Below are 15,726 nucleotides of genomic sequence, written 5' to 3' on the forward strand. Positions count from 1 at the left end.
GGCTCAGTAAGTTGCCACACTGGGTCCTACTATCACCGGGGCCGCTCAAACGACTCCCCAACGACATTGAACTTCGAGGTGCGCACCTTGGCTTTCCAGATGCCGGACCGCGGCGGAGGCCCGACAGGGCCACGGATGAGAGTCGGCCGACCGTCCCGGCGCGTCCGGACCCTGCTGATGACCTTGGGTGTGCTGGCCGTGCTGGCCATGCTCTTCGTCATGTTCGCCGGGTTCTGGACGGACTGGCTCTGGTACCGCTCGGTCAAATACTCCTCGGTCTTCACGACCACGCTGGGGACCAAGATCGGGCTGTTCGCCGTCTTCGGCCTGCTGATGGCCGCCGCCGTCGGCTTCAACATCTGGCTCGCGCACCGGCTGCGGCCGCCGCTCAGCGCGATGTCGATGGAGCAGCAGAGCCTCGACCGCTACCGGATGAGCCTCGCGCCGTACAAGAAGTGGGTGCTGCTCGCCGTCACCGCGCTGGTGGGCCTGATCGCGGGCGCGTCCGCCGCCGGGCAGTGGCGCACCTGGCTCCAGTGGGTCAACGGCGTCCCCTTCGGCCAGCAGGACCCGCAGTTCCACAAGGACATCGGGTTCTACACCTTCGACCTGCCGTGGTATCGCTTCCTGCTGAGCTTCGGCTTCGCGGCCGCGGTGCTGGCGCTGATCGCCGCCGCCCTGGTGCACTACCTCTACGGCGGACTGCGGATCACCAGCCCCGGCGGGCGGGCCACCGCCGCGGCCACCGGCCATCTCTCGGTGCTGCTCGGCGTCTTCGTGCTGCTCAAGGCCGTCGCGTACTGGCTGGACCGGTACGGGCTCACGGTGAAGTCCAGCGGCCTGAAATCGACGGCGGGCTGGACCGGGCTGCGCTATGTGGACGCGAACGCGTATTTGCCGGCCAAGACGATCCTCTTCATCATCGCCCTGATCTGCGCGGCGCTCTTCTTCGCGACGCTGTGGCGGCGCACCTGGCAACTGCCGGTGATCGGCTTCGGGCTGATGGTGCTCTCCGCGATCCTGATCGGCGGGCTCTACCCCGCGATCGTGCAGAAATTCCAGGTCCAGCCGAACGAGCAGGCCAAGGAAGCCCCGTACATCAAGAAGAACATCAATGCCACGCGTGAGGCGTACGGCATCGACGGTTCCGATGTGAAGGAGTACGCGGGCAAGAGCGAGCTGAAGGACAAGGACAAGCAGAAGCTGCGCGCCGACGCGGACTCGACGGCCAGCATGCGGCTGCTCGACCCGAACATCGTCTCGCCGACCTTCCAGCAGCTCCAGCAGGTCCGCGGCTACTACCAGTTCCCGTCCACGCTAGATGTCGACCGCTACAAGGAGGACGGCAAGGAGCAGGACACGGTCATCGGTCTGCGCGAGCTGAACATCAACGGCATTCCCGAGCGCAACTGGATCAACGACCACTTCAAGTACACCCACGGGTACGGCGCCATCACCGCGAAGGGCACCGACACCGTGGACGGCGGCGCCCCGGACTTCACCGAGAAGAACCTGCCGACGAAGGGCAAGCTGCCCTCGTACGAGCAGCGGATCTACTACGGCGAGAAGACCACGCAGTACTCGATCGTCGGCGGCCCGCAGAAGGAGCTGGACTACTCCGGCGACAACGGCGAGAAGAGCTACAGCTACGAGGGCAAGAGCGGGGTGAACCTCTCCAACCCGATCAACCGCGCGGCCTACGCGGTGGCCTTCGGGGAGCCGCAGATCCTCTACTCCGGGGCGATCGGCGACGGCTCGCGGATTCTCTACAACCGCACGCCCAAGGAGCGCGTGGAGGCGGTCGCGCCCTGGCTGACCATCGACGGCGACGCGTACCCGGCGGTGGTCGACGGCCGGGTGCAGTGGATCGTCGACGCCTATACCACGACCAACGGCTATCCGTACGCCTCGCGCACGACGCTCGGCGACACCACGGCGGACTCCCTGACCACCGGTCAGCGGTCCGTGGTCGCCCAGCAGAACCAGGTCAACTACATCCGCAACTCGGTCAAGGCGACCGTGGACGCGTACGACGGCAAGGTCAAGCTGTACCAGTGGGACACCAAGGACCCGGTGCTCAAGACCTGGATGAAGTCGTTCCCGGGGACCGTGAAGGCCAAGAGCGAGATCGACTCGGACCTGATGCAGCACCTGCGCTACCCGCAGGACCTCTTCAAGGTCCAGCGCGAGCTGCTGACCCGCTACCACGTCACCGACCCGGGGACGTTCTACACCGGCAGTGAGCGGTGGCAGGTGCCGGACGACCCGACCACCAAGTCGGGGAACGCGGTGCCGCCGTACTACCTGAGCATGAAGATGCCGGACCAGCAGGCCCAGGCGTTCTCGCTGACGACGACGTTCACGCCGAAGAGCAGAGAGAATCTCGGCGCCTTCATGGCGGTCGACGCGGACGCGACCAGTTCGGACTACGGCAAGATCAGAATACTGAAACTGCCATCGGAGACCACGGTCTCCGGTCCACAGCAGGTGCAGAGCAAGTTCAACGGAGATCCCGAGATCGCCAACAAGATCAATATCTTGAAGAGAGGCGACTCCGAGATCGAATACGGCAATCTGCTGACCGTGCCGCTCGACGACGGACTGCTCTACGTCGAACCGGTCTATGTGAGAGGCGCCGGCACCAACTATCCGCTGCTGAAGAAGGTGCTCGTCACCTATGGGGACCGGACGGCCTTCGAGGACGATCTGCCCAAGGCGCTCGACGTGGTCTTCGGGGTGAAGAAGCCGTCCGGGGAGCCGACCCCGCCCGGCGGCGACACCACGAAGCCGCCGGCCTCGGAGAACCCGACCACCAAGCAGGCGGTCAAGGACGCCCAGGACGCGTACGAGGCCGGCCAGAAGGCGCTGCAGGAGCAGGACTGGACCGCCTACGGGAAGGCGCAGAAGGACCTCAAGGACGCCCTGAACCGCGCCGCCAAGGCCGAGCAGGAGGCTTCCGAGAAGGGGAAGAGCGGGAAGCCGGGGAGCTGAGCAGGGGCCGCCCCGCGCCGTGGTAGGGTTGAAACACAACGGCGCGGGGTGGAGCAGCTCGGTAGCTCGCTGGGCTCATAACCCAGAGGTCGCAGGTTCAAATCCTGTCCCCGCTACTCATAGGACAAAGGCCCGGAGTCTTCGGACTCCGGGCCTTTGTCGTGCGTACGGGCGGGTGGCGGCCCGAGCCGGCGGCGGTGCTGGGCGGCGAGGGGCGGGGCGCGACGGCAGGGTCGCGGTGCCTTGGGGCGGCGGGGCTTTGTGTGGGGGTTGTGTGGAGCCTCCGGGCGGTGTTTGGGACGCCACGATGTCGGGAAGTCGACAAAACGCTGAAGTGACCTCACTGGCTGCGGTATACCAGGTGTACGCGGGTTGTGGGTGGTGCGACGATGGGGATCATGGGGGATAGGGCGAGGTTGTTGGAGACACGTCGGCTTGTGGAAGCGCCCGGGGGCGGGCGCGAGCGAAAGACGCCGACACCGGACGGCTACCCGGGCCCCGATCCGGCCGATGACGAGACGGAGTCCGCCCACCGGCGCGCCGCGGCGGCCGGGGACACCGCCGCCATGAGCGTGCTCGGCGCGATGCTGCTGCGCCGCGGCGATCTCGACGGCGCCGAACGGCAGTTGCGGGCCGCCGCCGCGGAAGGCGACCGAGCCGCCGCCAACAACCTCGGCGTCCTGCTGCACCAGCGCGGCTACCCCGACGAGGCGGCCGGCTGGTGGCGGATCGCCGCCGTCGCGGGTTCCGCGCCCGCCGCCCACGCGCTCGGCCGCTACCACCGTGAACGGGGGGACGAGCCCGCCGCCGAGTACTGGCTGCGCCAGTCCGCCGAGTCCGGGCACGCGCTCGGCGCGTACGCGCTGGCCGACCTGCTGGAGCACCGCGGCGACGCCGGGGCCGAGCGCTGGTTCCGCTCCGCGGCCGAGCGCGGCCACCGCGAGGCCGCGTACCGGCTCGCGCGCATCCTCGACGTCCGCGAGCGCGGCCCCGAGAACCTCGAACCGCTCGGGCCCGCCGCCCGCCGCGTCGCCCTGGCCCGCCCCGGCGGCAGCCTCACGCTGGGCTCCGCGGCCCTGGAGGCCCTCGACGACTTCGCCGATCTGCACGACTTCGGCGACTACGGCGACCTGCGCGGTACGGGCCGGGGACGCGCCCGGCCCACCGCCACGGGCACCGGGCTGTGGGACACCGGCCGTTGGGACACGCCGAGCGCGGGGGCGGGCGACGGCCGACGGCGCGCCGAGCGCCCGGCGGGCGGCCGTACGAGCGCGCGTACGGGCCCGTCCGGGGCCGCCGCCCGGACCGGCGAGAGCGGCGCCGGCGGCCTCGCCACGGCCGACCACGGCGCGCGCCGCCCCGCCGACACGGGCACCGGCCTCACGCCCTTCACCAAGGGCGCCCGCCGCCCGGCGGCCCGTCAGGGGGCCGATACGGGCACGGGCCAGGCCGTCCAGTCCACCGGCGCCCGCCGCGCCCCCGCCCGGCACGACTGCGACACCGGGGCGGGCCTCCCCGCCAAGGGCGCCCGCCGCGTGACGGCCCGTCAGAGCGACACGGGCACGGGCCCCTCGACCGCCGCCAAAGGCGCCCGCCGCTCCGCCGCGCGGCCCGAGGCCGGCCCGGATTCCCGTACGGACCTCGCCGCCGACGGAGCGCCCCGTGCCGAGAGCGGGCCCTCGACGGGTGCGCGGCACGCCGTCGGACAGCCGACCGAGGCCGAGCAGTGGTACCGGCAGGCCGCCGCCCGGGGCCACCGGCGCGCGGCGCTGCACCTGGGGACGCTGCTGGAGGAGCGCGGCGAGAACAAGGAAGCCGGCCGCTGGTATCTGTCCGCGGCCAAGGACGGCGAGTCGCGCGCCGCGTGCGCCCTCGGGTTCCTGCTGCGCGACGTCGGCGACATCGAGAGCGCCGCCGTCTGGTGGCTGCGCGCCGCCCAGGAGGGCGACGGCAACGCCGCCAACGCGCTCGGCGCGCTGCACGCCGACCGGGGCGAACCGCAGGCCGCCGAGCGCTGGTACCGCGCCGCCCTGGACGCGGGCGACGTCAACGGCGCGTACAACCTGGGCCTGCTGTGCACCGAGCAGAGCCGCACCGAGCAGGCCGAGCAGTGGTACCGCCGCGCCGCCTACACCGGGCACCGCGAGGCCGCCAACGCGCTGGCCGTCCTGCTGCTCCAGCGCGGCGATTCCGCCGGGGCCGAGCCGTGGTTCTCCAAGGCGGCCGAGGCGGGCAGCGTGGACGCGGCGTTCAACCTCGGCATCCTGTACGCCGGGCGGGGCGAGGACCGCGCGGCCTTCCAGTGGTACGGGCGGGCCGCCGCGGCCGGGCACACGGACGCCGCCCTCCAGGTCGCCATGGCCCTGCTGCGGGACGGCGAGGACGAGGGCGCCGAGCGGTATCTGCGGGTCGCCGTGCGCGGCGGCGGCGCGGAGGCCGCCTTCCGGCTCGGCGCGCTGCTCGACCGGCCCTCGGACGACGACGGCGCGCGCGGCCCGGAACTGGCCGAGTGCGAGGAGTGGTACGAGCGGGCGGCCCGGCAGGGGCACCGGCGCGCCCAGGTCCGGCTCGGGATGCTCGCCGCCATGCGCGGCGACGTCGTGCAGGCCGCGCACTGGTACCGGGAGGCCGCCGAGGCCGGCAGCCGCAACGGCGCCTTCAACCTCGGGCTGCTGCTGGCCCGCGAGGGCAGCGAGCCGGAGGCCGCGCTGTGGTGGACGCGGGCCGCCGAGGCCGGGCACGGCCGCGCGGCGCTGCGGCTCGCGCTGCTGATGGCGCGGCGCGGCGAGCTGGCGGAGGGGCAGCAGTGGTGCACGCGGGCCGTGGAGCTGGGGCCCGCGGAGGTGGCGGAGCGCGCCGCGCGGCTGCGCGAGGCGCTGCGGGAGGAGCTGTCGGCGTGAGCGCGGGGGCGTGCGGCGGGCTGTGCGAACTGGTTTGCGCTGGTCGGGCGTGGCGGGTTAGAGTTTGTTCACCGACGCGGGGTGGAGCAGCTCGGTAGCTCGCTGGGCTCATAACCCAGAGGTCGCAGGTTCAAATCCTGTCCCCGCTACTGCGTACGAAGGCCCGGATCCGATGCGGATCCGGGCCTTCGTCATGTCATGGCAACGGCACGGCCGTCATGCCGCCTCAAGGGGGCCGGCCGTGATGCCGTGACGCGGGGACCGGCCGGTCCGCCGGCCCGGGCTCAGGCGGAGGCGCAGTTGGGGCAGATCCCGCGGTAGGTGACCTCGACGGCGGAGACCTCGAAGCCGAAGCGCTGCTCGGCGGGGAGGTCCGCGAGCGGGTCGCCTGAGGGGTGTACGTCCCGGATGGTGCCGCAGCGCGCGCACACCAGGTGCTGGTGGGCGTGGTGCGCGTTGGGGTCGTACCGCTTGGCGCGGCCGTCCGTGCTGACCTCGATGATCTCGCCGAGCGACACCAGTTCGCCGAGCGTGTTGTAGACGGTCGCGCGGGAGATCTCGGGCAGCCGGTCCGCCGCCTTCGCGTGCACCTCGTCGGCGGTGTAGTGCACATGGTCCCCGTTGAGGACCTCGGCGACGACGCGTCGCTGCGCGGTCAGTCGCCAGCCGCGTCCCCGGAGTCGTTCCAGCAGGTCACTCATGCCAATCACCTATCAGTCAGATAAGGACCAGGGTAGCAGCGGCTCCGTCCACGCCCGGAATCCGTACGGCTTTCCAGTTCTTCTTGACTTAGACATTATCCAATGTAGGATCGACTTCGGTTGAGGCCAAGGTGCGGCTGAGGCCAATGGACAGGACATGAATCAGGAGGCACACGTGTCGGTTCAGAGCGAGACCACCGGACCGCTGACCACGGAGTCCGGCGCCCCGGTCTCCGACAACCAGAACAGCGAGACCGCCGGCATCGGCGGGCCGGTCCTGATTCAGGACCAGTCGCTGCTGGAGAAGCTCGCCCACTTCAATCGGGAGCGCATCCCGGAGCGCATCGTGCACGCGCGCGGCGCCGGTGCGTACGGCACGTTCACGCTGACCCGCGACGTGTCGCAGTGGACCCGCGCGAAGTTCCTCTCCGAGGTGGGCAAGCAGACCGAGACCTTCCTCCGCTTCTCCACCGTCGCGGGCAGCCTCGGCTCGGCGGACGCGGTGCGCGACCCGCGCGGTTTCGCGCTGAAGTTCTACACCGAGGAGGGCAACTACGACCTCGTCGGCAACAACACCCCGGTGTTCTTCATCAAGGACGCCATCAAGTTCCCGGACTTCATCCACACCCAGAAGCGCGACCCGTACACGGGCTCGCAGGAGGCGGACAACGTCTGGGACTTCTGGGGGCTGAGCCCGGAGTCGACCCACCAGGTGACCTGGCTCTTCGGCGACCGCGGCATCCCGGCCTCGTTCCGCCACATGAACGGCTACGGCTCGCACACCTACCAGTGGAACAACGCGGCCGGCGAGGTCTTCTGGGTCAAGTACCACTTCAAGACCGACCAGGGCATCAAGAACCTGACGGCCGAGGAGGCCGCCAAGCTCGCCGGTGAGGACCCGGACAGCCACCAGCGCGACCTGCGTACGGCCATCGAGAACGGCGACTTCCCGTCCTGGACCGTGCAGGTGCAGATCATGCCGGCGGCCGAGGCGGCCACCTACCGCTTCAACCCGTTCGACCTGACCAAGGTCTGGCCGCACGAGGACTACCCGCCGATCGAGATCGGCAAGCTGGAGCTCAACCGCAACCCCGAAAACATCTTCGCCGAGGTCGAGCAGTCGATCTTCTCGCCGGCGCACTTCGTGCCGGGCATCGGCCCGTCCCCCGACAAGATGCTCCAGGGCCGCCTCTTCGCCTACGGCGACGCGCACCGCTACCGCGTCGGCATCAACGCCGACCACCTCCCGGTGAACCGTCCGCACGCCACCCAGGCCCGTACGAACAGCCGTGACGGCTACGCGTACGACGGCCGGCACGGCGGGGCCAAGAACTACGAGCCCAACAGCTTCGGCGGGCCCAAGCAGACCGACCAGGCGCTGTGGCAGCCCAGCTCCGTCACCGGCCAGACCGGTCAGACGCCCGCGCCCTCGCACGCCGAGGACAACGACTTCGTGCAGGCCGGCAACCTCTACCGGCTGATGACCGAGGACGAGAAGGGCCGCCTGATCGACAACCTGGCGGGCTTCATCTCGAAGGTGTCGCGCGATGACATCGCCGAGCGCGCCATCGACAACTTCCGCCAGGCGGACCCCGACTTCGGCAAGCGGCTGGACGCCGCCGTCCAGGCCCTGCGCGGCTGACGGACGCTTGTCGATGAGCCGGAGAGGCCGGACGCCATGGGGCTCCGGCCTCTCCGCATGCCGTTACGGCACGTATGAGCGTGGGCGTACGGGCGTGCGGCGGGGCCTACGGGGGTACGGGCCGGGCTCAGGCCGGGACCGCGTCCGCGGTGTCCGCCGCTTCCGCCGAGGGCGCTGCGGCCGGGGCGGCGGCCCAGCAGCGGATGATGTCGCGCACCGAGACCAGCCCGACCGGCCCGTCCCCGTCGAGGACGATCAGATGCCGGAAGCCGCCGCGCGACATCGCGTACGCGGCCTCCTCCAGCGTCCAGCGCGGCCCGGCGAAGACGATGTCGGTGGTGGTGTGGGTGTGGGCGGTCTCGCGGTCCGGATCCTGGCCGGCGCCGACGGCGTTGAGCACGTCCCGCTCGGTGAGGATGCCGAGCCCGCTGGTGTCGGGGTCCAGGACCACCGCCGCGCCCACCCGGCGGGCGGACATCAACTGGGCCGCCTGGCGGAGTGTGTGGGTGGGGCCGATGGTGAGGACCACCGTGCTCATGGCGTCGCGGACGAGCATGGGCGGAGCCACCTCCTTGGTGAACGAACCCGCTCCGTGAGGGGATTCACAAGTTCACAAGCGTGGGGGCTCTCATAGTCACACGCCGAGTACGGCCACAACAAGGGGAGCGTCAGGGGCGCAGATAATCCAGCAGGTCGTCATGGAGAAGCCCGTTGGAAGCGGCGGCGTCACCGCTGTGCGGCCCCGGCCGCCCGTCGAGCCCCGTGAACCGGCCGCCCGCCTCCTCGACGATGATCGCGTTCGCGGCCATGTCCCACAGCGACAGCTCCGGCTCCGCGCAGATGTCCACGGCGCCCTCGGCGACCATCATGTACGGCCAGAAGTCGCCGTATCCCCGGGTGCGCCAGCAGTCGCCCGCCAGCCGCAGGAAACCCGGCAGCATCCCCCGCTCCTCCCAGCCCGACAGCGAGGAGTACGCGAACGACGCGTCCCTGATCCTTTCCACCCGAGAGGCGGTCAGCCGACTGGCGGACAGCAGGCTGCGGCCGGTGAACGCGCCGGAGTCCTTCGCCGCCCACCAGCGGCGGCCCAGCGCCGGCGCCGACACCAGGCCCACGACGGGCTGGTAGCCGCCCTCGCCCTGGACCATCAGCGAGATCAGCGTCGCCCAGACCGGCACGCCGCGCACATAGTTCTTGGTGCCGTCGATGGGGTCGATGACCCAGCGCCGCGGGCCCGTGCCCTCGTTGCCGAACTCCTCGCCCAGCACGGCGTCGCGCGGCCGCGCCCGCTGGAGGTGACCGCGGATCAGCTCCTCGGCCGCCTTGTCGGCCTCGCTCACCGGCGTCATGTCCGGTTTCGTCTCGACCTTCAGGTCGAGCGCTTTGAACCGGTCCATGGTCACCGCGTCGGCGGCGTCCGCGAGGACATGGGCGAGACGCAGATCATCGTGGAAGTCGGGCATAGCCGAACACTACCCGCGTCCCCGTCCGTTGCCCGCCAAGAGCCTTGACACCGCCTGGCGGCGAGTCAATTCTGTGCCCACAGCCGCCGGGCGAGCCGCCCGGCCGGGGAGGCGACGATGCCTACAGCGCGTGAAGCCTTATTGGACGCAGCTTTCTCCGCACTCGTCTCCCGGCCGTGGGCCGGGGTCCGGATGGTCGACGTCGCGGCGGCCTCGGGGGTCTCCCGGCAGACCCTCTACAACGAGTTCGGCAGCAAGGACGGGCTGGCCCGCGCCCTCGTGCGGCGCGAGGCCGACGCCTATCTCGGCGGCGTGACGCGGGCCCTCGCGGACACCGCGGCCCGCGACGGCGCCGACGCCGGGGACTGCTGCGCCGCCGTGACCGCCTGGACGCTGCGCGCGGCCCGCGCCAACCCGCTGGTACGGGCCGCCCTCACCGGCTGCCGCAGCGAGCGGCTGCCCGCCGTGGCGACGCCCGCGCCCCCGGCCCGTACGGTCTGGCGCGCCGCCCCGCGGCCCGAGCTGGAGCGCGGCGCGGTCCCCCCGCCCCGCGTCCTCGCCGAACTGGTCCGGGACCGCGCCGTCGGCGTCCTGGAGGAGGGCGGGATCAAGGGGGCGGCCACGGTCGGCGACGCGGTACGGGCCTGCGAGGCGGCGGTCCGGATGACGCTCTCGTACGTGATCGCGCCCGCAGAACCGGCGGATTCGGGGGCCCCGGGCGTCCCGCAGGCAGCGGAGGCTCCCGGGGGCCCGGTTTCCGGAAACGCCCCTCCCGGGGGAGCGGTTTTGAGAAACGCGCCTCCCGGGGGAGCGGCTTCGGGAAACGCGCCTCCTGGGGCAGCGGCTTCGGGAAACGCGCCTCCTGGGGCAGCGGCTTCCGGCGATGCGGCTCGTACGGCTGACGCGGCTCGTACGGATGATGCGGCTCCCAAGGGCGCGCGTTCCGCTGGCGCGGCTCCCGGGAGCGGTGTGCCCGGGGAGACGGCCGCGGACCGGGCCGCCGCCGAGCAGGTGGCCCGCCTGGTCCGGGCGCTGCTCGGCCACGAGTGGTGAGGCGGGGCGCCGGGGGCTGGGCGGGCCCGGGGAATCAGAGCCTGTGTCACAGGCTCTCAGGTCAGTGCGCCGACCCCGAGAGCTGGAGGCCGATGACGCCCACGATCACGAATCCGATCGAGACGAGCTTCAGGGTGGAGACCAGGTCGCCGAGGAAGACCATGCCGTAGATGGCGGTGCCCGCCGCGCCGATGCCCGTCCACACCGCGTACGCCGGGCCCACGTCGAGCTTGCGCAGCGAGAGGGTCAGCAGGCCGAAGCTGCCCAGGGCGAAGCAGGCGAACGCGATGGTGGGCCAGAGCCGGGTGAAGCCGTGCGAGAGCTTGAGACAGACGGCGAAGCCGGTTTCCAGCAGACCGGCGACCACGACCAGCAGCCACGCCATCAGTTCTTCCTCCCGCGTCGGTTTCCGCGCCCGTTCTCATGCCCGTTTCCCCTGCGTCAACCCTAGGTTGACACAGCCGTCGGGCGCGGTCATTCGCAAACGTAGACGATCAATCGCCTTCCCGCCGCTCCCGGGTCGCGAGCAGCCGTCGCAGGGAGTAGAGCCGGGCCGGATCGGCGTGCCCGTCGGCCACCCACTGGTCGAGCGCGCACTCCGGCTCGTCGTGGCTGCACGCGCGCGGGCAGCCCTCGGTGCCCGGCACCAGGTCCGGGAAGGCCTGCACGACCCGGGCGGGGTCCACGTGGTGCAGCCCGAAGGACCGTACGCCCGGGGTGTCGATCAGCCAGCCGTCGCCGCCCGGGAGCGGCAGGGCGAGCGCGGACGTCGTGGTGTGCCGGCCGCGTCCGGTGACCGCGTTCACATGGCCGGTGGCCCGCCGGCGGTCCTCCGCGACCAGGGCGTTGACCAGGGTCGTCTTGCCGACCCCGGAGTGGCCGACGAACGCGGTCGTACGGCCCGTGAGCCGCTCGCGCACCCGGTCCGCGGCGGCCCCGTCGGCCAGCTCCTCGCGGCTCGTGACGACGTACCGGACGCCGAGGGTCCCGTACGACTCCAGCAGCGTGGCGGCCGGCGCCAGGTCCGACTTGGTGAGCACGAGCAGCGGTTCGAGCCCGGCGTCGTAGGCGGCGACCAGGCAGCGGTCGATGAGGCGGGGGCGCGGCTCCGGGTCGGCCAGCGCGGTGACGATCGCGAGCTGGTCGGCGTTGGCGACGACGACCCGCTCGAAGGGGTCGTCGTCGTCGGCCGTACGGCGCAGCACGGAGGTGCGCTCCTCGACCCGCACGATCCGGGCGAGGGTGTCCTTGGCCCCGCTGAGGTCGCCCACCACGGCGACCCGGTCGCCGACGACCACGCCCTTGCGGCCCAGCTCGCGGGCCTTCATCGCGTGGATGGTGCGGTCCTCGACCAGGACCGTGAGCCGGCCGCGGTCGACGGTGAGGACGAAGCCCTCGGCGGCGTCCTCGTGCTTGGGGCGGATGTTGGTGCGGGGGCGGTTGCCCTTGCGGTTGGGGCGGACGCGGACGTCGTCCTCGTCGGGGTTCTTGCCGTAGCGGCGCATCGCGGCGGTCTCTCAGGCTCTCGACACCGTCGCCGCCCCGGTCACCGATCCGAGCATCCCGGTCCACATCTCGGGGAAGTCGGGGAGCGTCTTGGCGGTCGTCGCCACGTTCTCGACCTGGACCCCGTCGACGGCGAGGCCGAGGACGGCGGCGGCGGTGGCCAGCCGGTGGTCGTCGTAGGTGTGGAAGACGCCGCCGTGCAGCGCCCGCGGGCGGATGCGCAGCCCGTCGGCGGTCTCGGTGACATCGCCGCCGAGCCCGTTGATCTCCTTGACCAGCGCCGCCAGCCGGTCCGTCTCGTGCAGCCGCAGGTGGGCGACGCCGCGCAGCACGGACTCGGAGTCGGCCAGCGCCGCGACGGCCGCGATGCCCGGCGTCAGCTCGCCGACCTCGCCGAGGTCGATGTCGATGCCGTGCACGGAGCCGGTGCCGGTGAAGGTCAGGCCCTCCTCGGTCAGCTCGCAGGAGCCGCCCATGGCGGTGAAGATCTCGCGGAGGGCGTCGCCGGGCTGGGTGGTGCGCTCGGGCCAGTCGGGGATGGTGACCCGGCCGCCGGTGACCAGCGCCGCGGCGAGGAACGGCTGGGCGTTGGAGAGGTCGGGCTCGACGGTCAGGTCGCGGCCGAGCAGGGCGCTGGGGGAGACCCGCCACATGTCGCGCTCGCCGCCCGACTCCGGGGTGTCCACCCGCGCGCCCGCCATCCGCAGCATGTCCACGGTCATCCGGATGTGCGGCATCGAGGGCAGCGCGCCGCCCACGTGGCGCACCTCCACGCCCTGGTTGAAGCGCGGCGCGGAGAGCAGCAGGGCGCTCACGAACTGGGAGGACGAGGAGGCGTCGATGCGCACCGAGCCGCCGTCCAGGGCGCCGCCGCCGTGCACGGTCATCGGCAGGGCGCCGCGGCCGTCGTCGTCGATGCGGGCGCCGAGCGCGCGCAGCGCGTCGATGACGCCGCCCAGCGGACGCTCGTACGACCTGGGGTCGCCGTCGAAGCGGATCGGGCCGCCGGCGAGGGCCGCGACCGGCGGCAGGAAGCGCATCACGGTGCCGGCGTTGCCGACGTCGACGGTGGCCGGGCCGTGCAGCCCGGCGGGGATCACCCGCCACGCCTCGCCGCTGCCGTCCGGGCCGACGCCCTCCTCGATGCCGACGCCCATGGCGCGCAGCGCCTCGGCCATCAGCAGGGTGTCGCGGGAGCGCAGCGGGCGGCGCAGCCAGCCCGGCTCGGCGGCCAGGGCGGCCAGCACGAGCGCGCGGTTGGTGACCGATTTCGAACCGGGCACGCTGACGGTCGCGTCGACGGCCCCGGTGGCGAGCGGGGCGGGCCAGAGGGCGGGGTGCGCGGGGCTCTCGGTCATGTCTTTACCTTAGTGGCTCCCTAGGAGGGAGAAACCTGATCGGATATGGCGAAACTTGGGCGAAACGTACGGCTGGTAAGAGAGCCGACACGGCGGAACCGGTCACAGACCGAGCAGCCAGCGCCCGCCGCCGATCAGCGAGCACACCGATACGACGTGAAACAGCGTCAGCCACAGCAGCGGCGGTACGTGCGTGAGCCGGGCCAACTGGTCCGCGTCGGAGTCCGGCGCCCCGCCGTACCGGCGCTTGCGCTGCAGCTCGAAAGGCGGACGCACGCCGCCCAGCAGCAGGAACCAGACGACGCCGTACGCGAACGCGGCCTGCACCTCGGGCCCCGTCAGCCACGACACCAGCACGAAGGCCGCGCCGGCGAGCACCACCGTCAGCACCCCGTACGCGTTGCGGATCATCACCAGCATCGCCAGCAGCAGCGCCGTCGCGCCCCACAGCAGCGCGGTGATGTGGTTCGCGGCCAGCAGCCAGGCGCCGGCCAGCCCCAGCAGGGACGGCGCGGTATAGCCCGCGGCGGCGGTCAGGATCATGCCGAGGCCGTGCGGCTTGCCGCGGCTCACGGTCAGCCCGGAGGTGTCCGAGTGCAGCCGGATGCCGTCCAGGCGGCGCCCGCTGAGCAGGGCTATGAGGCCATGGCCGCCCTCGTGCGCGATGGTGATCGCGTTGCGGGTCAGCAGCCACACCGGGCGCGGGCCCACCGCCGCGAGCGCCACCGCCGCGGTGACGATCACCAGCCACGAGGAGGGGTCCGGCTGGGTGCCGAAGACCCGGTCCCACAGATCGTCGGTTCGCGTGCTGTCCATACGGGGGCGGCTCCTTGGTCGGTCGTGGAAGTGTGGCACCCGGCCGTGGCGGGCGCGGAGGCGGCGTCTGCCAGGGTGGGAGCAGGGCGGGATGTGAGACGCGGCAGTCAGGGAGTGGGTATGTGCGGGCGGTACGCGGCCAGTCGGCGGCCGGAGGACCTCGTCGAAACCTTCGGCGTGGAGAAGTGGGACGCGGCGGAGACGCTGGCTCCCGACTGGAACGTCGCGCCGACGGCGAGCGTGTACGCGGTGCTCGAACGCCCCCTTAAAGACGCCGCCGACCTGCGTCCGGTTCGCCAGTTGCGGCCACTGCGCTGGGGGCTCGTGCCGTCGTGGGCCACATCGCCGGACGTCGGCGTCAAGATGATCAACGCGCGGGCCGAGACGGTGCACGAGAAGCCGTCCTTCCGGCGGGCCTTCACCGCGCGCCGCTGCCTGCTGCCCGCCGACGGATACTACGAGTGGGTCACGGAGGCCGCGGAGCGGAAGCTGGAGGAGCAGGGCCGCAAGAAGCGGCCCCGGAAGCAGCCGTACTTCGTGACCCCCGCCGACGGCTCGGTCATGGCGATGGCCGGGCTGTACGAGTTCTGGCGCGACGCCGCGCTGCCGCCCGACCACCCCCAGGCGTGGTGGGCCACCTGCACGGTGATCACCACCGAGGCGGAGACCACGCCGCTGGCGGGCGCCGCGGGCGGGGCCGGGGGAGGGGAGGGGCCGGGGTCGCTGGCGGACATCCACCCCCGCATGCCGCTTGCCCTTCCGGCGGATCGGTGGGACGCGTGGCTGGATCCGGGCCGTACGGACGCCGATGAGCTGCGCTCCCTGCTGGCCCCGCCGCCGGCGGGCGGGGTACGGGCGTACCCCGTGAGCACCGCCGTGAGCAACGTCCGCAACAACGGTCCCGAACTGCTGACGGAACTCCCCGCCCCGGAGGCGGGCACCCTGTTCTGACCACTCAGCCCGCTCAGCCCGGCCCGCCACCGCGCTCAATCGCCGCGCGGGCTGGACTGGGCCGAGGTCAAGGATGGCCTCAAGCGCCGGGCGGGCTGGGGTGGGCTGGGCCCCAAGATGGCCTCAAGCGCCGGCCGGGCTGGGGGGCCGAGCCCAAAGACGGCCTCAAACGCCGGCCGGGCTGGGGTGGGCTGGGCTCGGGCGTGGACTCAAGCGCCCCCCCCGGCTGGACTGGGCCGAGCCGAAAGACGGCCTCAAGCGCCGGCCGGGCTGGGGTGGGCTGGGCTCGGAGCTGGGGCCAGGGATGGTCTCAAGCGCCGGCCGGGCTGGGCTGGGCTCGGGGGG

The 15,726-nt window shown here is 72.2% G+C and carries 12 protein-coding genes and 2 tRNA genes; 7 read left to right on the forward strand and 7 right to left on the reverse strand.

Annotated elements, in window-relative coordinates; all coding sequences use genetic code 11:
* Positions 1 to 99: 99 nt before the first annotated feature.
* The 4 genes from IF55_RS19995 (at position 100) to IF55_RS20010 (ending at position 6,040) form a co-directional block, all read left to right on the forward strand.
* Positions 100 to 2,991: a UPF0182 family membrane protein gene (locus tag IF55_RS19995; RefSeq protein ID WP_078644810.1), complete on the forward strand. Its 2,892-nt coding sequence runs from the start codon at positions 100 to 102 to the stop codon at positions 2,989 to 2,991.
* A 42-nt stretch (positions 2,992 to 3,033) separates the two neighbouring features.
* Positions 3,034 to 3,107, forward strand: a tRNA-Met gene (locus IF55_RS20000).
* Between the two features lie 273 nt (positions 3,108 to 3,380).
* Positions 3,381 to 5,891 (forward strand): tetratricopeptide repeat protein, encoded by a 2,511-nt coding sequence (locus tag IF55_RS36380; protein ID WP_063764009.1) that lies wholly within the window; start codon positions 3,381 to 3,383, stop codon positions 5,889 to 5,891.
* A 75-nt stretch (positions 5,892 to 5,966) separates the two neighbouring features.
* Positions 5,967 to 6,040 (forward strand) — tRNA-Met (locus IF55_RS20010).
* A 135-nt stretch (positions 6,041 to 6,175) separates the two neighbouring features.
* On the opposite strand, the gene IF55_RS20015 is transcribed toward IF55_RS20010, so the two are convergent.
* Complete coding sequence (locus tag IF55_RS20015; RefSeq protein WP_030878544.1) at positions 6,176 to 6,592, reverse strand: Fur family transcriptional regulator; 417 nt, start codon at positions 6,590 to 6,592, stop codon at positions 6,176 to 6,178.
* A gap of 157 nt (positions 6,593 to 6,749) precedes the next feature.
* On the opposite strand from IF55_RS20015, the gene IF55_RS20020 reads away from it, so the two are divergent.
* Positions 6,750 to 8,234, forward strand: coding sequence for a catalase (locus tag IF55_RS20020; RefSeq protein WP_030878546.1), 1,485 nt, complete (start codon positions 6,750 to 6,752; stop codon positions 8,232 to 8,234).
* A 127-nt stretch (positions 8,235 to 8,361) separates the two neighbouring features.
* On the opposite strand, the gene IF55_RS20025 is transcribed toward IF55_RS20020, so the two are convergent.
* Positions 8,362 to 8,790 (reverse strand): CBS domain-containing protein, encoded by a 429-nt coding sequence (locus IF55_RS20025; protein WP_030878548.1) that lies wholly within the window; start codon positions 8,788 to 8,790, stop codon positions 8,362 to 8,364.
* Positions 8,791 to 8,902: 112 nt separating this feature from the next.
* Entirely contained in the window at positions 8,903 to 9,697 is a 795-nt protein-coding gene (gene hisN, locus IF55_RS20030; protein WP_030878553.1) for a histidinol-phosphatase, read from the reverse strand.
* Positions 9,698 to 9,838: 141 nt separating this feature from the next.
* Here hisN and IF55_RS41350 point away from each other — a divergent pair, with 141 nt between their 5' ends.
* Positions 9,839 to 10,750 carry a TetR/AcrR family transcriptional regulator gene (locus IF55_RS41350; RefSeq protein ID WP_342668326.1) on the forward strand — a complete coding sequence of 304 codons (912 nt, stop codon included), beginning with the start codon at positions 9,839 to 9,841 and terminating at the stop codon, positions 10,748 to 10,750.
* Positions 10,751 to 10,811: 61 nt separating this feature from the next.
* On the opposite strand, the gene IF55_RS20040 is transcribed toward IF55_RS41350, so the two are convergent.
* The 4 genes from IF55_RS20040 to IF55_RS20055 all read right to left on the reverse strand — a co-directional run bounded on the left by IF55_RS20040 (position 10,812) and on the right by IF55_RS20055 (position 14,430).
* On the reverse strand, positions 10,812 to 11,135 hold the full coding sequence (locus IF55_RS20040) for a DMT family transporter (protein WP_030878558.1): 324 nt from the start codon (positions 11,133 to 11,135) through the stop codon (positions 10,812 to 10,814).
* A 109-nt stretch (positions 11,136 to 11,244) separates the two neighbouring features.
* On the reverse strand, positions 11,245 to 12,255 hold the full coding sequence (rsgA, locus tag IF55_RS20045; protein WP_030878561.1) for a ribosome small subunit-dependent GTPase A: 1,011 nt from the start codon (positions 12,253 to 12,255) through the stop codon (positions 11,245 to 11,247).
* Positions 12,256 to 12,267: 12 nt separating this feature from the next.
* Positions 12,268 to 13,614, reverse strand: coding sequence for a 3-phosphoshikimate 1-carboxyvinyltransferase (gene aroA / locus IF55_RS20050; RefSeq protein ID WP_030878564.1), 1,347 nt, complete (start codon positions 13,612 to 13,614; stop codon positions 12,268 to 12,270).
* A gap of 102 nt (positions 13,615 to 13,716) precedes the next feature.
* A complete protein-coding gene (locus IF55_RS20055) occupies positions 13,717 to 14,430 on the reverse strand; it encodes a M50 family metallopeptidase (RefSeq protein WP_030878567.1) in 714 nt (237 codons plus the stop codon).
* Between the two features lie 120 nt (positions 14,431 to 14,550).
* Here IF55_RS20055 and IF55_RS20060 point away from each other — a divergent pair, with 120 nt between their 5' ends.
* On the forward strand, positions 14,551 to 15,381 hold the full coding sequence (locus tag IF55_RS20060; protein WP_030878569.1) for an SOS response-associated peptidase: 831 nt from the start codon (positions 14,551 to 14,553) through the stop codon (positions 15,379 to 15,381).
* Positions 15,382 to 15,726 lie beyond the last annotated feature (345 nt).

This window comes from Streptomyces varsoviensis (genome assembly GCF_000718635.1).
In the GTDB taxonomy this organism is placed as follows: domain Bacteria; phylum Actinomycetota; class Actinomycetes; order Streptomycetales; family Streptomycetaceae; genus Streptomyces; species Streptomyces varsoviensis.

Coding starts and splice junctions, on each gene's coding strand:
- aroA (WP_030878564.1), bottom strand. CDS start 13,614: ATGACCGAGAGCCCCGCGCACCCCGCCCTCTGGCCCGCCCCGCTCGCC.
- hisN (WP_030878553.1), bottom strand. CDS start 9,697: ATGCCCGACTTCCACGATGATCTGCGTCTCGCCCATGTCCTCGCGGAC.
- IF55_RS20055 (WP_030878567.1), bottom strand. CDS start 14,430: ATGGACAGCACGCGAACCGACGATCTGTGGGACCGGGTCTTCGGCACC.
- IF55_RS19995 (WP_078644810.1), top strand. CDS start 100: ATGCCGGACCGCGGCGGAGGCCCGACAGGGCCACGGATGAGAGTCGGC.
- IF55_RS36380 (WP_063764009.1), top strand. CDS start 3,381: ATGGGGATCATGGGGGATAGGGCGAGGTTGTTGGAGACACGTCGGCTT.
- IF55_RS20025 (WP_030878548.1), bottom strand. CDS start 8,790: ATGCTCGTCCGCGACGCCATGAGCACGGTGGTCCTCACCATCGGCCCC.
- IF55_RS20060 (WP_030878569.1), top strand. CDS start 14,551: ATGTGCGGGCGGTACGCGGCCAGTCGGCGGCCGGAGGACCTCGTCGAA.
- rsgA (WP_030878561.1), bottom strand. CDS start 12,255: ATGCGCCGCTACGGCAAGAACCCCGACGAGGACGACGTCCGCGTCCGC.
- IF55_RS20015 (WP_030878544.1), bottom strand. CDS start 6,592: ATGAGTGACCTGCTGGAACGACTCCGGGGACGCGGCTGGCGACTGACC.
- IF55_RS20040 (WP_030878558.1), bottom strand. CDS start 11,135: ATGGCGTGGCTGCTGGTCGTGGTCGCCGGTCTGCTGGAAACCGGCTTC.
- IF55_RS20020 (WP_030878546.1), top strand. CDS start 6,750: ATGAATCAGGAGGCACACGTGTCGGTTCAGAGCGAGACCACCGGACCG.